Source organism: Pseudomonas sp. LBUM1674 (genome assembly GCF_059695635.1).
Genome location: NZ_CP166779.1, coordinates 4,002,730 through 4,023,845 on the forward strand (window position 1 = coordinate 4,002,730; position 21,116 = coordinate 4,023,845).

General features: G+C 63.1%; 21 protein-coding genes. 3 read left to right on the forward strand and 18 right to left on the reverse strand.

Annotated elements, in window-relative coordinates; translation table 11 throughout:
- Positions 1-44 precede the first annotated feature (44 nt).
- The 14 genes from ACA067_RS18360 to ACA067_RS18425 all read right to left on the reverse strand — a co-directional run bounded on the left by ACA067_RS18360 (position 45) and on the right by ACA067_RS18425 (position 13,657).
- A complete protein-coding gene (locus ACA067_RS18360; protein WP_497457875.1) occupies positions 45-1,253 on the reverse strand; it encodes a helix-turn-helix transcriptional regulator in 1,209 nt (402 codons plus the stop codon).
- Between the two features lie 91 nt (positions 1,254-1,344).
- Positions 1,345-2,553: an acetyl-CoA C-acyltransferase gene (locus ACA067_RS18365; protein WP_497457876.1), complete on the reverse strand. Its 1,209-nt coding sequence runs from the start codon at positions 2,551-2,553 to the stop codon at positions 1,345-1,347.
- 7 nt (positions 2,554-2,560) lie between these two features.
- On the reverse strand, positions 2,561-3,031 hold the full coding sequence (locus tag ACA067_RS18370; protein ID WP_497457877.1) for a MaoC family dehydratase: 471 nt from the start codon (positions 3,029-3,031) through the stop codon (positions 2,561-2,563).
- A 10-nt stretch (positions 3,032-3,041) separates the two neighbouring features.
- The gene (locus ACA067_RS18375) at positions 3,042-3,827 is read right to left on the reverse strand and encodes an SDR family oxidoreductase (protein WP_497457878.1); all 786 of its coding nucleotides are present in this window, start codon (positions 3,825-3,827) and stop codon (positions 3,042-3,044) included.
- 108 nt (positions 3,828-3,935) lie between these two features.
- Complete coding sequence (locus ACA067_RS18380; RefSeq protein ID WP_128872408.1) at positions 3,936-4,814, reverse strand: SDR family oxidoreductase; 879 nt, start codon at positions 4,812-4,814, stop codon at positions 3,936-3,938.
- Between the two features lie 62 nt (positions 4,815-4,876).
- Positions 4,877-6,028: an acetyl-CoA C-acetyltransferase gene (locus ACA067_RS18385; RefSeq protein ID WP_497457879.1), complete on the reverse strand. Its 1,152-nt coding sequence runs from the start codon at positions 6,026-6,028 to the stop codon at positions 4,877-4,879.
- A gap of 3 nt (positions 6,029-6,031) precedes the next feature.
- Positions 6,032-7,090, reverse strand: a complete 1,059-nt coding sequence (locus tag ACA067_RS18390; protein WP_497457880.1) for an acyl-CoA dehydrogenase family protein — start codon at positions 7,088-7,090, stop codon at positions 6,032-6,034.
- A gap of 10 nt (positions 7,091-7,100) precedes the next feature.
- Complete coding sequence (locus ACA067_RS18395; protein WP_497457881.1) at positions 7,101-8,276, reverse strand: acyl-CoA dehydrogenase family protein; 1,176 nt, start codon at positions 8,274-8,276, stop codon at positions 7,101-7,103.
- 9 nt (positions 8,277-8,285) lie between these two features.
- Positions 8,286-9,038, reverse strand: coding sequence for an enoyl-CoA hydratase family protein (locus tag ACA067_RS18400; protein WP_497457882.1), 753 nt, complete (start codon positions 9,036-9,038; stop codon positions 8,286-8,288).
- Positions 9,035-10,147, reverse strand: coding sequence for an NAD(P)H-dependent flavin oxidoreductase (locus tag ACA067_RS18405; RefSeq protein ID WP_497457883.1), 1,113 nt, complete (start codon positions 10,145-10,147; stop codon positions 9,035-9,037). The genes ACA067_RS18400 and ACA067_RS18405 overlap by 4 nt, the downstream gene beginning before the upstream one ends.
- Entirely contained in the window at positions 10,144-11,052 is a 909-nt protein-coding gene (locus ACA067_RS18410; RefSeq protein ID WP_497457884.1) for an enoyl-CoA hydratase, read from the reverse strand. Before ACA067_RS18410 ends, ACA067_RS18405 begins: the two co-directional genes overlap by 4 nt.
- 16 nt (positions 11,053-11,068) lie before the next feature.
- Positions 11,069-11,866 (reverse strand): CoA-transferase subunit beta, encoded by a 798-nt coding sequence (locus tag ACA067_RS18415; RefSeq protein WP_150784245.1) that lies wholly within the window; start codon positions 11,864-11,866, stop codon positions 11,069-11,071.
- Positions 11,867-11,878: 12 nt separating this feature from the next.
- Positions 11,879-12,754: a CoA transferase subunit A gene (locus ACA067_RS18420; protein ID WP_497462804.1), complete on the reverse strand. Its 876-nt coding sequence runs from the start codon at positions 12,752-12,754 to the stop codon at positions 11,879-11,881.
- Positions 12,755-12,766: 12 nt separating this feature from the next.
- The gene (locus tag ACA067_RS18425) at positions 12,767-13,657 is read right to left on the reverse strand and encodes a VOC family protein (protein WP_497457885.1); all 891 of its coding nucleotides are present in this window, start codon (positions 13,655-13,657) and stop codon (positions 12,767-12,769) included.
- 200 nt (positions 13,658-13,857) lie between these two features.
- Between ACA067_RS18425 and ACA067_RS18430 the strand changes: the two genes are divergently transcribed.
- On the forward strand, positions 13,858-15,030 hold the full coding sequence (locus ACA067_RS18430) for an acyl-CoA dehydrogenase family protein (RefSeq protein WP_497457886.1): 1,173 nt from the start codon (positions 13,858-13,860) through the stop codon (positions 15,028-15,030).
- A complete protein-coding gene (locus tag ACA067_RS18435; protein ID WP_497457887.1) occupies positions 15,027-16,220 on the forward strand; it encodes an acyl-CoA dehydrogenase family protein in 1,194 nt (397 codons plus the stop codon). Before ACA067_RS18430 ends, ACA067_RS18435 begins: the two co-directional genes overlap by 4 nt.
- Before the next feature lie 242 nt (positions 16,221-16,462).
- Here the strand turns inward: ACA067_RS18435 and ACA067_RS18440 are convergent, their stop codons facing one another.
- From ACA067_RS18440 to ACA067_RS18450, 3 genes are read right to left on the reverse strand one after another with little or no spacing between them, the layout of a single operon-like run.
- Positions 16,463-17,092: a nuclear transport factor 2 family protein gene (locus tag ACA067_RS18440; protein ID WP_497462805.1), complete on the reverse strand. Its 630-nt coding sequence runs from the start codon at positions 17,090-17,092 to the stop codon at positions 16,463-16,465.
- A gap of 5 nt (positions 17,093-17,097) precedes the next feature.
- Positions 17,098-17,871: an SDR family NAD(P)-dependent oxidoreductase gene (locus ACA067_RS18445; RefSeq protein WP_150804862.1), complete on the reverse strand. Its 774-nt coding sequence runs from the start codon at positions 17,869-17,871 to the stop codon at positions 17,098-17,100.
- Positions 17,872-17,885: 14 nt separating this feature from the next.
- The gene (locus ACA067_RS18450) at positions 17,886-18,620 is read right to left on the reverse strand and encodes an SDR family NAD(P)-dependent oxidoreductase (RefSeq protein WP_497457888.1); all 735 of its coding nucleotides are present in this window, start codon (positions 18,618-18,620) and stop codon (positions 17,886-17,888) included.
- A 260-nt stretch (positions 18,621-18,880) separates the two neighbouring features.
- On the opposite strand from ACA067_RS18450, the gene ACA067_RS18455 reads away from it, so the two are divergent.
- Positions 18,881-19,717, forward strand: a complete 837-nt coding sequence (locus ACA067_RS18455; RefSeq protein WP_497457889.1) for an alpha/beta fold hydrolase — start codon at positions 18,881-18,883, stop codon at positions 19,715-19,717.
- A 132-nt stretch (positions 19,718-19,849) separates the two neighbouring features.
- Here ACA067_RS18455 and ACA067_RS18460 read toward each other — a convergent pair whose 3' ends face one another.
- Positions 19,850-21,082: an NADH:flavin oxidoreductase gene (locus tag ACA067_RS18460; RefSeq protein WP_497457890.1), complete on the reverse strand. Its 1,233-nt coding sequence runs from the start codon at positions 21,080-21,082 to the stop codon at positions 19,850-19,852.
- Between the last annotated feature and the right edge of the window lie 34 nt (positions 21,083-21,116).

The window sequence follows — 21,116 nt, forward strand, 5'->3', positions numbered from 1 at the left end:
CGCACGGACTAACGCGTTTTGCCACGGCGCCTGTGAACGACAGACTAAAGCGCATCCTTCGCTGATCCTGACAGCTGCGGCCCGGCCAATGCCACGACACTGTTGAGCATGATCCGCACAAGCTCGGTCTGGCGCCGCACACCCGTCTTGGAAAAGATCGAACGCAGGTGCGCACGGGCGGTATTACGGCGGATGTTCAGCGCCTCCGACGCCTCCTCCAGCGACAGGCCGTTAGCCAGTTCCAGCGCCAGCAAGGTTTCCGCGGGTGTCAGGTTGTACAGCTGCGACGTCACCACATTGCTCACCAGCGACTTGCTGACAGCGTCGCGGACATAGACCACCACGGTCGGTTTTCCCTTGCCCTCGACCAGCTCCTGCGTCGGAATCAACTCCACCACCACCCCCAGGCTGACTTTTCCGGAAGGGCGGGAAATCGACGTGGCCTCGGCTATCTGTAATCCGACGCGGCCCTGCTTCACCCGTTGAAAGGCGTTGCGCACCAGCCGCGACAGTTCACGATTGTCACTCGGGTAAGTCGCCTCCAACCGCCCGCCGACGACTTTAAGGCCGTCCTGACTGGCGAGAATCTCCCGGGCCACCGGGTTCAGTTGCACCACAGTGCCGTTTTCATCGAGCACGATAGTCGCCACCGCCATACGGCTGATCGTTTGCGAGTACAAACTGCCCAACGACTCACTGCGATCCAGTAGCGAATGCATGTGCAGGGCGCGGCGCAAATGCGGCAAGAGCATGGCGCACATGGCCCGCTCGACCTGGGAAAAACGGGCCTGGCCCCGTGGCCGGTTGATCCGCAAGCGCACCGTGCTGCCGTCCGGCATGCGGATGTCGGCGCCGAGCATCTGGTAGCAGTCATGGGGCTGGCAAAACAACAGGTAAAAAGAAGAACTGACCCATTCATCATCAGTCATCAACTCATCGATGGTGAACACCGTGTCGGTGGGCAGACCGTCGAACAGCGTGGACTTGGCGTAGTAGGCGTAATGGTTGATGCCGCCCTCCCCCAGTTCGATGTCCCCGGCGACCATCATCGGCGACAGCAGCGGCTCATCCTGCACACGCAGAATCAAGGTCACGAAATTGGCCTTGAACAGCTTCCGGAGCTGGCGCAACGAATCACCCATGCAGCGAATATCCATGGCCGAGTCGTACATGTTGCCGATGAGGCCTTCGTACTCGGCCAACTCCAGCCCCATGTGCGCGAGGACCTGCGCATTCGGCACGCGACTTTGCATAACCACTCCCCAGCAGCGGGCCAGGACTGCATGGCCCGCATCAATTTAATCGTAATGGGTGTTATCGGCGCTCAACGCACCTTGGTCAACCCTACGGCAATTCGAACAAACCGGCCGCACCCATGCCGCCGCCAATGCACATGGCGACCACCACATAACGGACGCCGCGACGGCGACCCTCCAGCAGTGCGTGACCGACCATGCGTGCGCCGGACATGCCGAACGGGTGGCCGATGGCAATCGCGCCGCCGTTGACGTTCAGACGTTCCGCCGGGATTTGCAGTGCATCGCGGCAATGCAGGACCTGGCAGGCAAAGGCTTCGTTGATTTCCCACAGGCCGATATCCGACACGCTCAGGCCAAAGCGCTTGAGCAATTTCGGCACTGCCACCACCGGGCCAATGCCCATTTCCTCCGGCGCGCAGCCACCCACGGCAATGCCTCGGTAGATGCCCAACGGTGTCAGCCCCCGACGCTTGGCTTCAGCGCGGCTCATCAGCAGGCTGGCCGAGGCGCCATCGGAGAACTGCGAAGCATTGCCGGCGGTAATGAATTCACCCTGCTCGATCCATTTACCGTCCTTCCACACCGGTTTCAGCGAAGCCAGGTCTTCCAGGCGCGTGTTCGGTCGATTGCATTCGTCACGCTCGACCAGCACACGCTGATGGCCGCTGGGCTGGCCACCTGCATCGAAGCACAACTTATCAACGCTCAAGCCGACGATTTCATCGTCGAACAAGCCATCACGTTGGGCGGCGGCGGTGCGCAGTTGGCTCTGCAGGGAATACTCGTCCTGGGCCGCGCGGCTGATGCCATAACGGCGCGAGACCATTTCGGCGGTTTCCAGCATCGGGATATAGGCGCTGGGCATGATTTCCAGCACGGCTTCGGACTGGGCGCGATAGCTGTTTTTGTGCTTGGTCTGGGTCAGTGACAGCGACTCCACGCCACCGCCAATGGCGATGTTCATCTCGCCGGTCATGATGCCTTTGGCGGCTACGCCGATGCTCATCAGGCCCGAGGCGCACATGCGGTCCAGGGCCATGCCCGGCACGGTGTCCGGCAAGCCGCCGGTATAAGCGCAGAGGCGGCCGATGTTGTAGGCCTGGGTGCCCTGCTGCACCGCCGCGCCCATGATCACATCGTCTACTTCACCCGGCTCGATGCCGGCGCGCTCGACCACCGCACGCACCACATGTCCGCCCAGTACCGGGGCTTCGGTATCGTTGAACGAACCGCGAAACGATTTGGCGAGCGCGGTCCGCGCAGTGGCAACGATGACAACTTCATTCAGGTCCATGACAGGCTCACTCGGTAATAGGGTTGAAGGTGTAACGGCTAATGGTGTCGATCACACAGCCGGGCCGCGCCTGGCCCTCGACTTCCACGGTCACGCGTACCACCAGTTGCACGGCGTCCGCCAGTTGTTCGGCACGCACGATGCTGGCGCTGCCGCGCACCCGCGACTCCACCTTGACCGGCGCCGGGAAGCGCACGCGGTCGCTGCCGTAATTGACGCCCATGGCCATGTTGTCAATGGTGAGCAATTGCGGCAGGAACAGGTTGACGAGTGACTGGGTCAGGTAGCCGTGGGCGATACAGACGCCAAACGGCCCGCTGGCGGCGCGCACCGGGTCGACATGAATCCACTGGTGATCACCGGTGGCTTCGGCAAACAGATCAATGCGCTGCTGGCTGATGGTCAGCCACTCGGTGCAACCCAGGTCCAGGCCCTCGGCCTCGAGCAACGCCTGGGCACTGCTGAAAACATGACTCATGGCCCACTCCTCAGGCTTGTTGGGAACTGACGGACAATACTTCGCCAACCATGTAGGAGGCGTAGTCGCTGGCCAGGAACATCATCACGTTGGCGACTTCCCAGACTTCGGCGGCACGGCCGAATGCCTCGCGCCCGGCGAGGCTGGCGAGCAGCTCTTCACTGGAGGCCTTCTTGAGAAAATCATGCAGGGCAATCGACGGTGAAACCGCGTTGATGCGCACGCCGAACTCGGCAGCTTCCAGCGCACTGCAACGGGTCAGGGCCATCACCCCGGCCTTGGCCGCGGCGTAATGGGCCTGTTCCTTCTGTGCGCGCCAACCCAGGACGGAGGCATTGTTGACGATGGCGCCGGCGCCACGGCGCTGCATGTGTGGCAGCATCGCGCGGGTCATGCGAAATGTGCCGGTCAGAGTCACATCCAGCACTCGCAGCCATTCTTCGTCACTCATCTCGACCACGAGTTTCTGGCCACCGAGGCCGGCGTTGTTGATCAACACATCGACACCGCCCAGCAACTCTTCCGCACTCGCCACCAGGGCCTGGACTTCGTCTTCGATTGTGACATTGCACAGCTGGCCGTAAATGGCATGCAGGCCGGTTTCGGCCTTGAGGCGCTCCACGGCTTCTTCGAGGCGGCGCGGGTGCACGTCGGAAATCATCAGTGCCCGGCAGCCCTCCTCGGCGCTGCGCCGGGCGGCCGAGTAACCGATACCGGCCCCTGCGGCAGCGGTAATCAGCACGGATTTTCCAGCCAGTAATTGATGGCCCGGGACATAAGGGGGAGCTTGTTTCACAGCGTTTACCTCCGAAGGTATCAGTTCGCTGTCAGGTATAAAGCCACGCCCGAGCCGGCACATCGTCAAAACGGGGTATGACCGCATCCGGCGGCCGGCTTTGCGCGGTCAGCTGCCCCAGACACGCTGCGCCGCAGGCGCTTCGGCGAGAATCTCAGCCACGGCGGCGCCGATTTCCTCGACACGCCACAACGCGCCTTTATCGCGGGTGACCCCGGTGCGCCAGCCGTCCCCAAGGGAAATGCGGCCACCCTGGCTCTCGAAAATCTGGCCGCTGACGTGGGCCGATTCGGCGCTGCCCAACCACACCACCAGCGGTGCGACGTTGTCCGGCGCCCAGGCGTCGAAACTGCCGTCCTCAGGTTTCTTGACCACGTCGGGCATGGCGCTTTCGGTCATCGAGGTCCGTGCCGCCGGGGCCAACGCGTTGGCGGTGATGCCGTAGCGCGCCAGCTCAGCGGCCTGCACCAGGGTCAGCGCGGCAATCCCGCCCTTGGCCGCCGAATAGTTGGACTGCCCCACCGAACCTTGCAGGCCCGCGCCGGAACTGGTGTTGATGATACGTGCGTCGACCGGAGTGCCGGCCTTGGCCAGATCGCGCCAACGCCGCCCCAACAGGTTCGCCAGGCAATAATGGCCCTTGAGGTGCACGCGCATGACCATGTCCCAATCCTCTTCGCTGAGGCTGATGAACATGCGGTCGCGCAGGACGCCAGCATTGTTGACCAGCACGTGCACCTCACCGAACGCCGCCACTGCGGCTTCGACGATGCGCTCGGCGGTGGCCAGGGTGGTGATGTCGTCACTGTTGGCGATGGCCTGGCCACCGTTGGCGCGGATCTCGCCCGCTACATCCTGCGCCGCGTCGGCGCGAATATCGTTGATCACCACGTTGGCGCCCGCCGCCGCGAACGCCAGCGCGTAGGCGCGACCGAGTCCGCCGCCGGCCCCGGTGATGATCACGGTGCGGCCTGAACAAATAGCCATGCTTGACTCCTTATGACTGCGTGACCGCACGCCCAGCGGACGGCGGCACGGATGGGAAAAACCTAGAGGCGTTCGATGATCGTGACGTTGGCCTGGCCGCCGCCTTCGCACATCGTTTGCAGGCCATAACGGCCACCGCTGCATTCCAGCTCGTTCAACAGCGTGGTCATCAGCCGGGCTCCCGTGGCGCCGAGCGGGTGACCCAGGGCAATGGCGCCACCGTTGACGTTGGTGCGCGCCGGGTCGTAGTCCAGCTCCCTGGTCCAGGCCATGACCACGGAGGCAAAGGCTTCGTTGATCTCTACCCGGTCGATATCGCTCATGCGCAGGCCGGTTTTTGCCAGGGCCCGGCGTGTCGCGGCGATGGGCGCGGTCAGGTGCCAGATCGGATCATCGCCCAGCACCGTCAGGTGATGGATGCGCGCCCGTGGCGTCAAGTCGTAACGCTTGAGCGCCGCCTCGGACACCACCAGCAACGCCGCCGAGGCGTCGCAGGTCTGGCTCGAAACGGCCGCGGTGATCGAGGGGAATTGCGGGTCCACCGGCTGCAGCTCGGCCATTTTTGCCAGGCTGGTCAGGCGCGGGGTTTCATCCGCAAACAGGCCGTTGCACGCGACGATTTCCCGCGCGAAACGCCCGCTCTCGATGGCGGCCAAGGCGCGGCTATGGCTTTGCAGGGCAAACGCTTCCATCTGCTCACGAGTGATGCCCCAATGATCGGCGATGCGCTGGGCGGCGTAGAACTGGTTGACCGGCTGATTACCGAAACGTGCGCGCCAACCTTCGCTACCGGAAAACGGATCGGCAAAACCCAAGGGTTGCCCGGCGAGCATGGCCGAGGAAATCGGAATCCGGGTCATGGTTTGCACCCCGCCCACGGCGATCACATCCTGGGTGCCGCTCATCACCGCCTGCGCCGCAAAATGCAGCGCCTGTTGCGACGACCCGCACTGGCGATCGATCGTGGTGCCGGGCACATTCAGCGGCAACCCGGCGGCGAGCCAACTGGTACGGGCAATATCACCGGCCTGGGAGCCGATGGTGTCGACGCAACCGAATATCACGTCGTCATAGTCTTCGCCTGGAATGGCGTTGCGTTCCACCAATGCCCTGAGCACATGAGCCCCCAGGTCTATGGCGTGGACCTCGCTCAAGGCACCCTTGCGCTTGCCGGTCGGGCTGCGCAGTGCATCAACAATATAGGCCTCTGGCATGACTCACTCCTCGAAGGTATGGCCCGGGCCCAGGCGGGCACCGTCGGCGAACAGGTAGTCGCTGACTCGGGTTTTGTGGAAGCCGCGATCACCCCAGGACGCATCGAGCGCCCAGGCACGTTTCATGAACATCTGCAGATCGACTTCCCAGGTGTAACCCATTGCGCCGTGCACCTGAATGCCCTTGCGCGCGGCGATCCCGCTTGCCTCGCAGCAGGCCAGGCGGGCCTGGGAAACCCAGACGCTGGCGTTGCTGTCGCCTTGGGCCAGACCGTGGGCGGCGCGGTACAGCACGGGTTTGGCCTGTTCGATCTGCCGGGCGACATCGGCCAAATGATGCTTGACCGCCTGGAAACTGCCGATGGGCTTGCCGAACTGCTTGCGCTGAGCGACGTAGTCCACCGACAAATCGAGCATGCGTTGCGCCAGCCCGAGCAATTGCCCGGCCACCGACAAGGCGCCACGGTCGAGCAGTCGCGCTTGCAAGGCACGGCCCGCAGCGCCGCTGGCCACACAGGTGGCCGGTGTCGGGTTCCAGGTCACCCGACCCAGGCGCCGCGACGCATCGATGCTCGTCCGGGGCTGCACATCCACCTGCGAACGCGGCACCACGTGAATGTCATCGCCATCGATGAGGATCAACACTTCTGCCAGTTGCGCATCGCTGACCAGCAAGTTGACGGGGTGGCTGATGGCAAGGCGCAATGTGCCTTCGGCGATCCGTGGCAACAAGCTGCTGCGTGCCGGGTGATCGGTCGCCAGGCTGGCGAGCAAGCCGGTGGCGACATACGCGGTGTCGGCCAGGGAATCGGGAATCGCGTAATACCCCAGCTCCTGGGTCATCAGCGCCCAGGCCACATCGTCCATGCCCAGGCCACCCTCGGCTTCGGGGACCGACAAGGCGGTCAGGCCCTGAGCGGCGATCTTGTGACGCAGGTCCGGTGAGCGACCGACATCGGTTTCCCAGATTTCCCGGAGCATCTCCGGGGCGGCTTCAGTCATCAGGAAACGACTGATGGCTTCGCGAAACGTCAGCTGGTCATCGGTAAAAGTGAAGTCCATGGCCCGTTCCTTATTTCGGCAAGCCGAGCATCCGCTCGGCAATGATATTGCGCTGGATTTCGTTGGTCCCGGCGTAGATCGGCCCGGCCTGGGCGAACAGGAAACCCTCCAGCCAGCCTGCAGCATCGGCATCGGCATCGGCATCGGCATCGGCAGCCGGCAGCAGCTCGGCGCGGGCTCCCAGAATGCGCATGGCGGTTTCGTGCATTTTCAGGTCGAGCTCCGACCAGATGATCTTGTTGATGCTCGACTCGGCACCGATCTGTTCACCCCGGCTGAGGCGCCCGACCGTGTGGTAGGCCGACAGGGCGTAGGCCTCGGCACCCATCCAGGTGTCCAGCACCGCGTCACGCAGGCCCGGATCGCGGTCGGCGCTGGCGCGGTTGGCCTTGTACAGTTCCACCAACTTGCGTGCGGTGTACTGGAAACGCGCCGGTGAACGCAGCAGCAACCCGCGTTCAAAACCGGCGGTGGCCATTGCCACATGCCAGCCCTGCCCTTCGGCACCGATGCGGTTGGCCACCGGCACGCGCACGTCGTCGAAAAACACTTCGGCAAAGGCGTCCTTGCCATTGAGTGCCTTGATCGGACGAATGCTCACGCCCGGCGCATTCAGTGGCACCATCACGAACGACAGGCCGTGGTGGCGCGAGGAGCCCGGTTCGCTGCGGAACAGGCCGAATAGCCAGTCGGCGAAGGTCGCTCGGGTCGACCAGGTTTTCTGGCCGTTGATCACGTAATGATCGCCGTCGAGCGTGGCCTTGCTGGTGATCGCTGCCATGTCCGAACCGGCATTCGGTTCCGACCAGCCTTGTGCCCACATGTCGAGGCTGGCGGCCATGCGCGGGAGAAAACGCTGTTTCTGTTCAGGGGTGCCAAACTCCATCAGGGTCGGCCCCAGCAACAACTGGCCGTTCTGGTTGACGCGCATCGGCGCCCCGGCACCGTAATACTCCTCTTCGAAGATCAGCCACTCGATCAAATCGCAACCGCGACCGCCCAGTTCGGCGGGCCACATCACCATCGACCAGCGGCTGTCGAACAGCTTCGCTTCCCAGGCGCGGTGCTGCTCAAAGCCTTCCCGGGTGTCGTAGCTGGCCAGCGGTTCGCGCGGAAGGTTGGCCGCCAACCAGGCGCGTACTTCGGCGCGGAAGGCGGTTTGCTTGGGGGTATAAGTCAGTTCCATGGCGTTCTCTCAGAACTTGGCGTCGCGTTTTTCGACGAAGGCCCGGCGCGTTTCCGCGGAGTCCGGGCTGCTGTAGGCCTGCATGGTGAAGCCCTGCTCCCAGCGGTATTTGTCTTCCAGGTTGCCGTCTTCGATGCCGTTCAAGGCTTCCTTGGCGATGCGGATCATGCCCGGGCTCTTTTCGGCGATTTTCGCCGCGATGCCCAGAGCGGTTTCGCGCAGTTGGTCCTTGCTGACGATCCGCTCGATAAAGCCGTATTGCAGGGCTTCGGGGGCGCCGATACTGTCGCCGGTAAAGAACAGGTAACGGACTTTTTGCACCGGGAACAGCCGTTGCAAATGCGCACCGCCGCCCATGGCGCCACGGTCGACTTCCGGCAAGGCGAAGGTCGCGCAGTCAGAAGCCACGACAATGTCTGCCGCCCCGGTGATGCCGATGCCGCCGCCCAGGACAAAACCGTGCACTGCGACAATCACCGGCACCGGGTTGCGGTGCACGGCCTTGAATGTGGCGTAGTTACCGGCGTTGACCTCGACGATCCGCTCTGGATACTTGTCCAGCTCCTTGATGTCGACACCGGCGCAAAAGCCGCGGCCTTCGGCGCGGATCACGATCACCCGCACATCGGGATTGGCCCCGAGGGCTTCGATCTGTCGCGCCAGAGCGTGCCATTCCTGGCTGTCGAGGGCGTTGACCGGAGGTTTGGCGATCACCAGTTCAGCGATCCCCTGATTGAGTTGTGTCGTAAATGCCTGGTTCACAGGGGTTCTCCAATACTGGCGGGATGGTTCGAAAGGTGGGTCTGGCTGCGGGTCAGGAGTGCGTCCAGACATTGCTGGGCCTCGCTGGCGATGCCTTCAATGACTTCACGACAACTGAGCAATTCACCGATGGCCGCCGCCACCTGGCCGCTGGGCAAGATGCCCTCGTCCGGGGCGCCATCGACCATCGAGCGCTGCAACAGCACCGGCTGGTTGGCGGCCATCACCACTTGCGACAGCTGCGACGGGTCTTCACGCAACGCACGGATAAACACCGAGGCCATGTGCCCCAGGCTCATGCCGGTCTGCTGCTTCCACTGCCAGGCACTGCCCAGGGCAATGCGCAGGCGACCGAACGGACCGGCCTTTTCCAGATGATTGATAAAACGGTTTTCGATCATGCGGTGGCGCATGCCATCCACCGCGGTGGTCACGCGCACCTGTTGCGGGTCGCTGACTTTCAGGTAGCGCTCCAGGGTCGCGACCGGTGTCGGCGATTCGCGGGTCATCAGGAACCGCGTGCCCATGGCGATGCCGGCGCCCCCGGCAGCCAGCACCGAAGCCAGGCCACGACCGGTGGCATAACCGCCGGCGGCGATCACCGGCACCTTGACCGCGGCCAGTACCTGAGGCAACAGAATGGAACTGGGTACGCCGCCGGTATGACCGCCGCCCTCGCCGCCCTGAATGGTGATCAGGTCGGCGCCCAGTTCCACAGCCTTCAATGCATGTTTGAGTGCGCCCACGGTGGGAATGCACAACACCTTGGCCGCCTTGAACCGCGCGATGGTCTTTTTGTCCGGGCCGCGTCCGTAGCTCACGGCGCGCAGGCGGTACTGGATCGCCAGGTCGACGCACTGCGCGGCGTTGTCCTGGAACATATGAAAATTGAGCCCGAAGTTGCTGCCACCGGTGGCGTCGATCACCTTGCGGATTTCGCCTTCCAGCTCATCGGCCGCGATGGTCGCCCCGGCCAGGAAACCGAAGCCCCCGGCCTGGGTGGTGGCGATCACCAAGTTGGCATCGGCAACCCAACCCATGGCGGTTTGCACAATCGGGTAGCGGCAACCGAGGGCCTCGGTCAGTGGCGTATCCAGCCAGCGATTCATTGGCTGTTGTCCTCTGCCTGCTTGTTGGCCCGGGCCATGCCCTTGGCGTCGAAGCCGCCCAGTTTGTCGCCAGACAACAGCTCGTTATGGGCATGCGCGAACTGGTGCCAGGCGAACACCGCATCCATCGCCGTGCGCTTGCCTTGCAGGTCCTCGACGTGGTTGATCGCCTGTTTGGTCAGGGCCAGGCCCATGCGCGGCTGACGGGCGATGCCGGCGGCCAGGGCATAGGTGGCCTGCTCCAGCTCTTCGCGGGGCACCATGCGGTTGACCATGCCCACTTGCCAGGCCCGGGTGGCGCTCATGCGGTCACCGGTGAAGAGGAATTCCTTGGCGATACGCGGGTTCATTTCATAGGGATGGGCAAAATACTCCACCCCCGGAATGCCCATGCGCACCACCGGATCCTGGAAGAACGCGTCATCGCTGGCGACGATCAAATCGCAGACCCAGGCCAGCATCAGCCCGCCCGCCACGCACGCGCCCTGGACCATGGCGATGGTCGGCTTGGGCAGTTCACGCCAGCGCCGGCACATGCCCAGGTACACCTCCTGCTCGCGGGCATACAGCTGCTCGCCACCGGGCTTGTTGGTGTGGTCCCACCACAGGTGTGCACGCTCGAACGGCTTGTCGATATCGCGTCCCGGCGTGCCGATATCGTGGCCTGCCGAGAAATGTTTGCCATTGCCGCGCAGGACGATGACCTTGACGTTGTCGTCGTTCACCGCCTCGCGAAAGGCGGCGTCCAGCGCGTAGGTCATTTGCGAGTTTTGCGCGTTGTTGAAGGTCGGCCGGTTCAGCGTCAGCGTGGCGATCCCCTCGGCCACGCCGTACAGCACCGGTGTGTCTGTTTCGTAGACGGCTTTGTCCTCGCGGACGACGAATTCACTCTCGCTGCTGTGCATGTTCACTGTCCTCGCCTCAGGCCGTACGGATGCCGGGCGGGTTGCCCTTGATCGCCGTGGCGCGGTAATCGTGGGGGTCGAGTCGGCGGATCAGGGCCAACTGCTCTTGGGTCGGGTGTACCGTCTCGTGCAACTGCGCCGACTTGAGCAACGGGAAGCCGGTGTTGTCCTGGACCTGCTCGAAACTCACGCCGGGGTGCAACGAGCGCACCTGCACCGCACGCTCCGGGCCATTGAAATCGAGGACGCACAGGTCGCTGACCACGCAATGGATGTCCATCAAGTCGCGACGCGCACCTTCGGGCCAGCGCTCGGCCTTGAAGCCGACACCGGAGACCATGTCCACTTCGCCGCTGACGAACACCCGGTTGTTATGGCTGGGTACGAAGAACGAGTTGAGGTGGTTGATGCTGTTGCCTGGCAAGCCGCGCACGCCAAGAATCGCGGTCCTGGGCTTTTGATAGTCGCCGACGCAAGACAGGTTGGTCTGGCCCCAGCGGTCGATCTGGGTCGGTCCGATCATCGCGTGGCGGCGTCCGCCCCACACGCATTCGAACACCCGCTCAAATGACATGTAACCCGAGTACCGCGGCACGTAGTCGCCACGCGGGCCCAACGGAATCGGCTCTTCGACCAGGAACGCTTCGCTGTCGGTCATCAACAGTTCAGGGCTGTGGGTCAGTTTGGCCAGGCTGGCACCCAGGCGCGGGATCACGCCCAGGCCCGAGGCAATCACTTCTCCATTGCCGCGCCAGGCTTCGGATGCGGCGACGATCATCAGTTCCGCGAGGGTAAAATCACAGGTTGCAGACATAGTGGCTAATCCTCAGAACACGGGAAGGGGCAAGGCGCCCATGGAGTCGGCACCGCCGTTCTGTGCCTGATAGGCCTGCTCGCCACCGGCGATGTAGGTCTGCACATAGTCCTGCCAGCCGTTTTCCGCCTGGCTGCTGGCGACATAACCCTTGAGGTGCTTCATGTCCCAGCCGTAGTCGGGGGCGCAGAGCGTCGGGTGCGCACCGAGGGGCGCATGCACCACGCCTTTCACCAGGTAACGCTCGAAGGTGTTGAAACGGGCCATCTCGGCGCTCAGTTCCAGTCGTTCTTCCAGGCGCTCGCACGAGACAAAGCACTGCTCGGCGGCACGGGCGAACAGGTGATCGAAATACGGGTCCGGCCCGGTCACCAGGCAGTTGCCCAGGCGGTCGGCGACGTTGACATGCACAAACGCAACGTCGAGGTTCAGCGCCGGCATGGCCAGCAGCACCTCGCCATCGGCATACGGCGACGCGATGGTCTTGAGCTCCGGGTTCAGGCGCGTCACATCGGTGGCCAGGCCGCAACGGGTCGGCAGGAACGGCAAGCGCATGCCAGCGGCGCGCAGGCCCCACTGGAACATGCCTTCGTCCAGTTCCATCAACTCCAGTTCGCCCGCTTCGCGAGCCTTGCGGTAGTAGGGTTCCAGCGGAATGGCGTCGAGGGTGGCGAAACCGAACACCAGCTTCTTGACCTTGCCGGCGGCGCACAGCATGCCCACTTCCGGACCGCCGTAGGCGACCACGGTCAGGTCCTTGACCTTTGATCGCAGGATCTCGCGCACAATCGCCATCGGCTTGCGCCGTGGTCCCCAGCCGCCGAAACCGATGGTCATGCCATCGCGCAATTGAGCGACCGCATCGGCCGCTGTCAGTTGTTTATTCATCATGACAATTCCTTACTGTTGGCCGACCGAAAAGTCGTGCCCCCAAATGCTCACGCGGGTGAACTCGAATGCCGAATGTTCGGCCCAGTCGACTTGCAATCCGCCAAAGCCGTATTCCAGATCGAAACCGGATGGCGTCTTCATGTAGAAGCTGGTCATGCGATCGTTGAGGTGCTGGCCGAGGGTTGCCGACAGGCTCACGTCATGCGCCAGCAAACGGTCATGGGCGCGCCCCACCTCGGTCATCGAATCCACCTCGACCATCACGTGCACGCAACCTGACGGCACCGGGTATTCGGCCAATGCCAGGCTGTGATGGCGGGCGTTGTGGCAATGCAGGAAGTGAATGCGGATCGCCGGGGCCGACGGGTCGGGCCGGAAGTTGTAAATGTCCGAGAGCTCGAAACCCAGCACATCCTTGGCGAACGCCAGCGTGGCATCGAAGTTCGGCGCCGGCAGCACGGTGTGGCCCAGGCCCATGTCACCGGTGATAAACCGCGGCACGCCCTGAGGCGAAACAAATGGCAGGCAATCGGAGCGATGGCCCCAGCTCAATTCATGGTTGTTGCCCGACGGGTCGCTGAGTTTGACCAGCGCCTGTACGCCACGCTGCTCGATCTCGGCGCCAGAGCCCGGCTGCCATTCGATACCGGCGGCGGTCAGATGCTCAAGTGCGGCCTGGAACGCCGATTCGCCGGCCAGCTCCCAGCCGGAAGCCAGGTACCGCGCCTCGCTGCCTTCGACGACCAGCATGCGGAACGGACGTTCGTCCATTTTTACGTACAGGCCACCGCCCGGCGCCGGACGTACCTGCATGCCCAGCACGTCCTCGGCGTAACGTTGCCAATGACTGAGGTTTTCGATCTGGGAGACGAAATAGCTCAAACCGCGAATGTCGATCATGCCTGGGTTCCTCGTTGGCTGATTCGGTGCATGGCGAGCATTGTGCAAAGCGCCGAGGCCTGCTTCATCGTCCATTGAGACTAAGCAAGACAACGGTTTCAGGGGCGGCGGCAGTAGGGTTCTAGTCCGTTTCGATGATTCGGGGCAAACCGGCGCCGCCCTAGACTCGCTCATCTATTCGCCTAGCAGAGACAACCCCCATGGAGTTCGCCTTTACCCAGGAACATTTGATGATTCGCGACAGCGCCGAGCGCTTTCTCGCCACGGCCAGTGATTCCCAGGCCGTGCGCGCAACCATGATTCGCGCCGACGGCTACGATCCCGACGTCTGGCAACGCATCGGCCTGGAGCTGTGCTGGCCGGCCCTGATGGTCCCCGAGCGTTTCGGTGGCATGGGCCTGGGGTTTGTCGAGCTGGCGATCCTGCTGGAACAGAGCGGTCGTTTTCTGCTGGGCTCGCCGCTCTTCGCCACCACCTGCCTGGCCACCCCGGCCCTACTGTCGGGACACAACCCGGCGCTGCAAGAGCGCTGGCTCAGCGCGATTGCCGGTGGCGAAACACGCGCGACCCTAGCGTTCGCCAGTGGCCCCGGATGGGATGCGCACAGCGTGCAAACCGTCGCCCGGGCCTGTACGGGAGGGTTTAACCTCAGCGGTTGTTACACCCAGGTCATCGACGGGGCGCAAGCGGACCTGGTGATCGTCGCCGCGCGTACGCCTGGCAGCGAGGGGGAATCGGGTATCAGCCTGTTCGCCCTTGACGCCAATACACCGGGCTTGGAGCGCACTGCCCTGCCCACCCTGGATCAGACCCGGCGCCTGGCACGGATCGAACTGCAGAATGTATTCGTCAGCGATGCACAATTGCTCTGCGCGCCCGACCAGGGCTGGCCGGTACTGCGCGAGAGCTTGCAGATCGCCGCTGTAGGCCTGGCTGCCGAACAGGCCGGGGGCGCACAACAAGTCCTCGACCTGACCCTGGCGTACATCGCCGAACGCCGGCAGTTCAGCCGCACCATCGCCAGCTTCCAGGCGATCAAGCACCGCTGCGCCGACATGATGTTGCAGGTCGAGTGCGCCCGCTCCGCGGTCTATTACGCCGCCTGCGTGGCTCAGGAGCACCTCGACCCCGCCGGTGACAAAGCAGTGGCCAGCGAATTGCTGATGGCCACCGCCACGGCGAAGATCCACGCCAGTGAAGCGTTTTTCAACTGCGCCGCCGAATCGATCCAGATGCATGGCGGCGTGGGTTTTACCTGGGAATACGACCCGCACCTGTACTTCAAGCGCGCCCGCGCCAGCGAGCAAATGCTGGGCAGCCCCGCACTGCATCGCGAACGCCTGGCGGCACACCTGTTCGGAGAAGACGCATGAAAATCGGTTTCAGCAATGCCGACGAGGCTTTCCGTCGCGAGGTCGCCCACTGGTTGACAGAACACCTGAGTGGCGAGTTTGCGCCGTTGCGCTTTCGCGGCGGTCCCGGGGACGAGCACAGCTTTCCCGAAGAACGCAAAGCCTGGGAGCGTGAACTCGCCGCGGGTGCCTGGATTGGCCTGGGTTGGTCGAAGGCGCATGGCGGACGCGGCCTGAGCCTCGGCCAGCAGGTGATATTCCATGAGGAATATGCTCGCGCCGGCGGGCCAGGACGCATGGGCCACATCGGCGAAGGGCTGGTCGGCCCGACCCTCGCCACCTTCGGCACGGCGGCCCAGCAACAGCGCCTGTTGCCTGGCATCCTCGGTGGCCGCGAGTTCTGGTGCCAGGGCTACTCTGAACCCGGCGCCGGATCCGACCTGGCGAATGTACAAACCCGGGCCAGGCTCGACGCCACGGGCGAACACTGGCTGATCAGCGGCCAGAAGGTCTGGACCTCGCTGGCCCACGAAGCCGACTGGTGTTTTGCTTTGGCGCGCACCGAACCTGGCAGTCAAGGGCATCACGGTTTGTCGTTCCTGCTGGTGCCGATGGCCCAGACGCAGATCCGTGTGCATCCCATCCAGCAACTGACCGGCACCAGCGAGTTCAACGAAGTGTTTTTCGATCAGGCGGTGACCCACGCCGATAACCTGATCGGCCAACCGGGCGACGGCTGGAAAATCGCCATGGCCCTGCTCGGCTTCGAGCGCGGCGCCTCGACGCTGGGCCAGCAAATGCAGTTTCACAATGAACTCGACGAGATCATTCGCATTGCCCGTGCCAATGGCGCTTCACGCGACCCACTGCTGCGCCAGCGCATCGCCCAGGCATGGGCCGGGCTCAAGGTTTTGCGCTACAACTCCTTGCGCATGCTCTCGGGTCCACAAGATGGCAGCCTCCGCCGCGAAGCCATGATCTACAAACTGGCCTGGTCAACCTGGCACTCAGACCTCGGGAAGCTGGCGATGGATGTGTTGGGCGACGATGCCGAAGTCCTCGATGGCCAGTCTTATCAGCTGAGTCGTCTTCAATCGCTGTTTCTGTTTACCCGCTCCGATACGATTTATGGCGGCAGTAATGAGATCCAGCGCAATATCATTGCCGAGCGTGCCTTGGGGATGCCACGTGAGGCGCGGGTGCGGGAATGAAGCGGCAACGGTATTTCTAGTGAACCCGGTACCTCGCAGTCACACCGATCAACTGTAGGAGCTGGCTTGCCAGCGAAGGCGGCGTGTCAGTAAATACATGTGTCGACTGACACACCGCCTTCGCCGGCAAGCCGGCTCCTACAGGTGATTGGGCCGTACACAAATACTGTGGCCGGCAACGAATCCAATGTGGGAGCGAGACCGGCTTGCCGGCGAAGGCGGTCTGATAAAAGAATCGCCCTTCAGCGAACGCGAATCTTGGGATCCCCCGCCCCGCGCCGCAAGGTTGCAAGAAAGCCCTCCAGCGGTGCCGGTTCGGCAATTTCCGGTAACGCGTCCTTGTCCGGCCGTTGCGCCCAGAACGCATCCCAGGAAGGGAACAGCTCGTGGAACGTACCGGCATAGGGTTCGCGCCCCGGCCAGCGAATTTTCAGGCCGCCAATCGGTGGTTTGTTAAGGTCGGTGGCGTACCAATAGCACGGCAAGCGACGACGGAAGCACCAACGTCCGTCAATCCGCTCGTAGTCGTCCCAATACAGCATCTGCATGATCACCCACTCCGGACCGGTCTCATGCTCGTTCTTGGAGTAGACCACGCCCGTGGCGTGATCCGGATCGCTGAACTCGATGATGTGCTGCCCCAAGTGATGGGAAGTGCCGTGAAACTGCTTGCGCATGGTTTCGTCCAGCCATGCCTTGAGGTGTGCACGGCCCGTCTTGTCGCGCCCCACACGCACATCCGGGGCGAAACAGTTAGCCATGGCATCCATGTCACGCATGTCCAGGGCCAACGCGTACTTGCCGGCCAGTTGACGGATCGCGTCCAGCGATTCAAGGCGGTCGATGCGCTCAAGCAGCGCGGCGGATTCCAGGCCCATCAGTCGAACACCGTGTACAGGTCGGAACCGCGTCCGCCGTCTACCGCCAGGCTGGCACCGGTCACGTAGGAGGCTTCGTCGCTGGCCAGGAACAGAATGGCGTTGGCCAGTTCCACCGGCAGGCCGACCCGTTTCATCGGGATGACTTTCTCGGTGTTGGTGCGGGCCTTGGCGTCGCCGAGCATGCCGGCGGTGGCCGGGGTATCGACCACGCCAGGGATGATCACGTTGCAACGAATGTTGTTTGGCGCGCCTTCACTGGCCGCCGCCCGACTGAAGTTGATCACCGCGGCCTTGGCCGCCGAGTAACCGGCCATCCACGCGGTGCCGAACAGACCGCAGATCGAGGCAATGTTGACGATCGAACCGCCGCCCTGCTCTTTCATCAGACGCATCGCGGTGCGAGTGCCAAAGAAGGTGCCGTCGACGGTAGTGGCGAAGTTGGCGTGCCAGTCGGCGGTGGACATTGTGTCGATGCTGCCCCAGGTGTAGGCCATCGCATTGTTGACCAGAATGTCCAGGCGACCGTGACGTTGCGCGGTGGCTTCCAATGCGCTGACGTAGGCCTGCTCATCGCTGACGTCGGCCACGGCAATTTCAGCGTGCCCTCCGAATCCAATGATTTTTTCCTGCACACCTTGCAACGGCTCCACGCGTCGCCCGCAGAGCACGACGGTGGCGCCCTCCTCGGCGAACCGCAGCGCGGTGGCTTCACCGATGCCCGAACCGGCGCCGGTCACAAAGGCAATTTTTCCCTGTAAACGCTTGCTCATCAGTGACTCTCCAATCAGATAAAGGCCATGCCGCCGTTAACCGCGATGTTCTGGCCAGTCATGAAGCTGGCGTCTTCGCTGGCAAGGAAGACCGCAACACGCGCGATCTCGTCGGTCTCGCACAGGCGGCCCAACGGTACGTTTTTCAGCAGCGCTTGCATGTAGTCGTCAGGGATGCCAGCCATCATCGGCGTGTTGGTCGGTCCCGGCACCAGGGTGTTGACGCGTATGCCGCTGGCCGCCAGTTCACGGGCGATCGAGCGGGTCAGGCCCATCACCCCGGCTTTCGAAGCGCAGTAATGGCTAGGACCGTCGCCGGTCAGTGCGGCAGTGCTGGACAGGTTGATGATCGCCCCTTTGCGCCCGCCCTTGACCATCAGCTTGGCGCCTTCGCGGCAGCACAGGAAGGTGCCACCCAGGTTCACACCGATCACCCGCGCCCAACTCTCGTCCGGGGTTTCGAGGAAGCTGTCCAGCGCGCCCACGCCAGCGTTGTTGACCAGGATGTCGAGGCCGCCGAAGTGTTGCTCGGCCTGGCCCATGGCATCGGCCACGGAGGCGCCGTCACCGACGTTGCAGGCCAGGGCCAGTACCTTGTCGCCCAAGTCCGCCAGGCTCTCGGCGAGTGCGGCCTGATTCAGGTCGACAGCCACCACCTTGGCGCCTTCGGCGATAAAACCACGGACGATGGCCTGGCCCATGCCTTGCCCTGCGCCGGTCACAAAGGCCACTTTATTGAGTAACTTCATCAGTAATCTCCGATTGTGCAAATACGCTGCAGCCCGCTGCCCTTGCAGTGGAGCTGTCACCGGCATGATTAGCGGCAAGTGCCTTGGCCCACATCGTCCGATGGGACTATCGCCGCGTGGTCTGAACGGACGATGCCGGCAATCCCCCACGGCCCCAGCATTCATGGGTGCACACCACGTCAGGTGCAGCGTTCCCCTTCAATTCGCTGTCGCGCCTGACGCGGCTGTGCTTTATGAATCCGCAGAAAATGGAGAACCCCATGAACCAACCCGTAGACCTGCCTCTGCCCGTCGGCCATTACGCAACGCTGTCCAACAACGGTTTGCGCCTGCACTATCTGGATGAAGGCGCGGGCCCCGTGGTGCTGTGGCTGCACGGCAGCGGACCGGGCGCCAGCGGTTTCAGCAACTTCAAGGGCAACTACCCGCAATTCGTCGCCGCCGGCTACCGCAACATTGTGCTCGACCTGCCGGGTTTCGGCCGTTCGGACAAACCCGAGGACGCCCAGTACAACCTGGATTTCTTCGTCGACTGCGTAGCGGCGTTTCTGCAAGCCGTCGGCGTACAGCGCTGCACCCTGCTGGGTAACTCGCTGGGTGGCGCGATTGCCCTGGGCCTGGCCCTGCGTCTGCCGCAAATGCCTCAGGGCCTGATCCTGCTGGCACCGGGCGGTGTCGAGGAGCGGGAGACCTACTTCAAGATGGAAGGCATCGTGCGCATGGTCAGCCTTTTCAACGCCGGCCCCATCGGCATGGATGAGATGCGCAGCATGATGCGCCTGCAGTTGTTCGATGATTCGATCCTGCCGGAAAGCCTGTTGCAAGAACGCGTGGCGGTGGCGGTGACACAGCCCAAGAACCTGTTCAGCACGATGATGGTGCCGAACATGGAAGCGCGTCTGGGTGAGATCCAGTGTCCGATCCTCGGATTCTGGGGCACCAATGATCGCTTCAACCCGATCAGCGGCGCGCAGCGCATCATCGACGGCGCGCCCAACGCCCGGTTCATCGTGCTCAACCGTTGCGGACATTGGGTCCAGGTGGAACACCGCGAACTGTTCAACCGCAGCTGCATCGACTTCCTGCAGAACGGTTGATCCCCCAGCACCGCTCCTCCTCTGCAGGAGCGAGCTTGCTCGCGAAGGACCCAAAGACAACGCGTTCATCCAGCAGACACGCGTTATCGTTAACGACCATCGCGAGCAAGCTCGCTCCTACAGGGGGGTGGTTTAGCGATCTGCCGCCTTCTGGCTGTTCAACACGGCGTCGCCGGGCTGGCCCAGTACGCAGGAGGTGCCGCCAGGGGTGTACATCATCGCCACGCAGCGGTTGCAGGCGGTGCAGATCGAGTCGCGGCTGGCACCGCTTTCGAGCTTGTTGACGTAGTCATTCTCGGCCAGCAACACCCGGCCCATGGCGACCAGGTCGAAACCCTCGGTCATGATCTTTTCGATGCTCGCCAGGCTCTTGGCACCGCCCAGATAAGCCAGTGGCATTTTCACCGCGGCACGCACCTTGCGCGCATGTTCCAGCAAATACAGCTCACGGAATTCCACGGTTGGCTCTTTACGGCGCTGAATGGCCATCGCCAAGGCAATCACCTTGTTCTTCTGCTGCACCCGGTTTTCCTTGGGGAAGGAAGAGCCGAACATGGTGGTGATCGACTCGGCGTTCATCCCGGCGCTGAGCACCAGCAGGTGCGCACCCTCCTCTTCCAGCATGCGGGCGATCTGCGCCCCGTCTTCGGCACTGTTACCGGCGCGCACGCCTTCAGTGACGCTGTATTTGCAGATCACCGCCATGTCCTTGCCGACCGCATCCAGTACCGCACGCAGCACCCGGCGCGGAAAGCGCAGGCGGTTTTCCAGGCTGCCGCCGTACTGGTCGCGGCGCTTGTTGTACATTGGCGAAATGAACTGGCTGAGCAGGTAACCGTGACCCATGTGGATTTCCACGGCATCGAAACCCGCCTGGCGTGCCAGGCGTGCTCCTTGCGCGAAGTCGCGCACCACTTGCTGCATGTCGTCTTCGTTCATCGCCTGTTTGAGGAACATGCCACTCATCAAGCCGATCTTGTTGAAGCCGCCGCTGGCAGACAGCGGACGTTTGGTCGAGCGTTCGCGGATGAAGGTAAAGCAGCCGCCGTGGGTGATCTGCGCGCTGGCCAGGCCACCGGACTGGTGCACACCGTCAGTCAGGGCCTTGAAGTGCGGCACGCTGGATGGGGTGAGGGTCAACTGGTTGGGCAAGGTGCGGCCATCATCGCTTACCGCGCAATAGGCCACGGTGGTCATGGCGGTGCCCCCGGCGACCAGGGCCGAGTGCAACTTAACCAATTGTTTGGAAGGCACGCCCTGGGCACTCATGCCCTCGTTGGTGGCGGACTTGATAAACCGGTTTTTCAGGGTCAGTGGGCCAATCGCAATAGGGCTGAACGGTGATGGGGTCGGACGAGGGTTCATGACAGGCCTCTCTTTGTTGTTATCAGGCTACAAA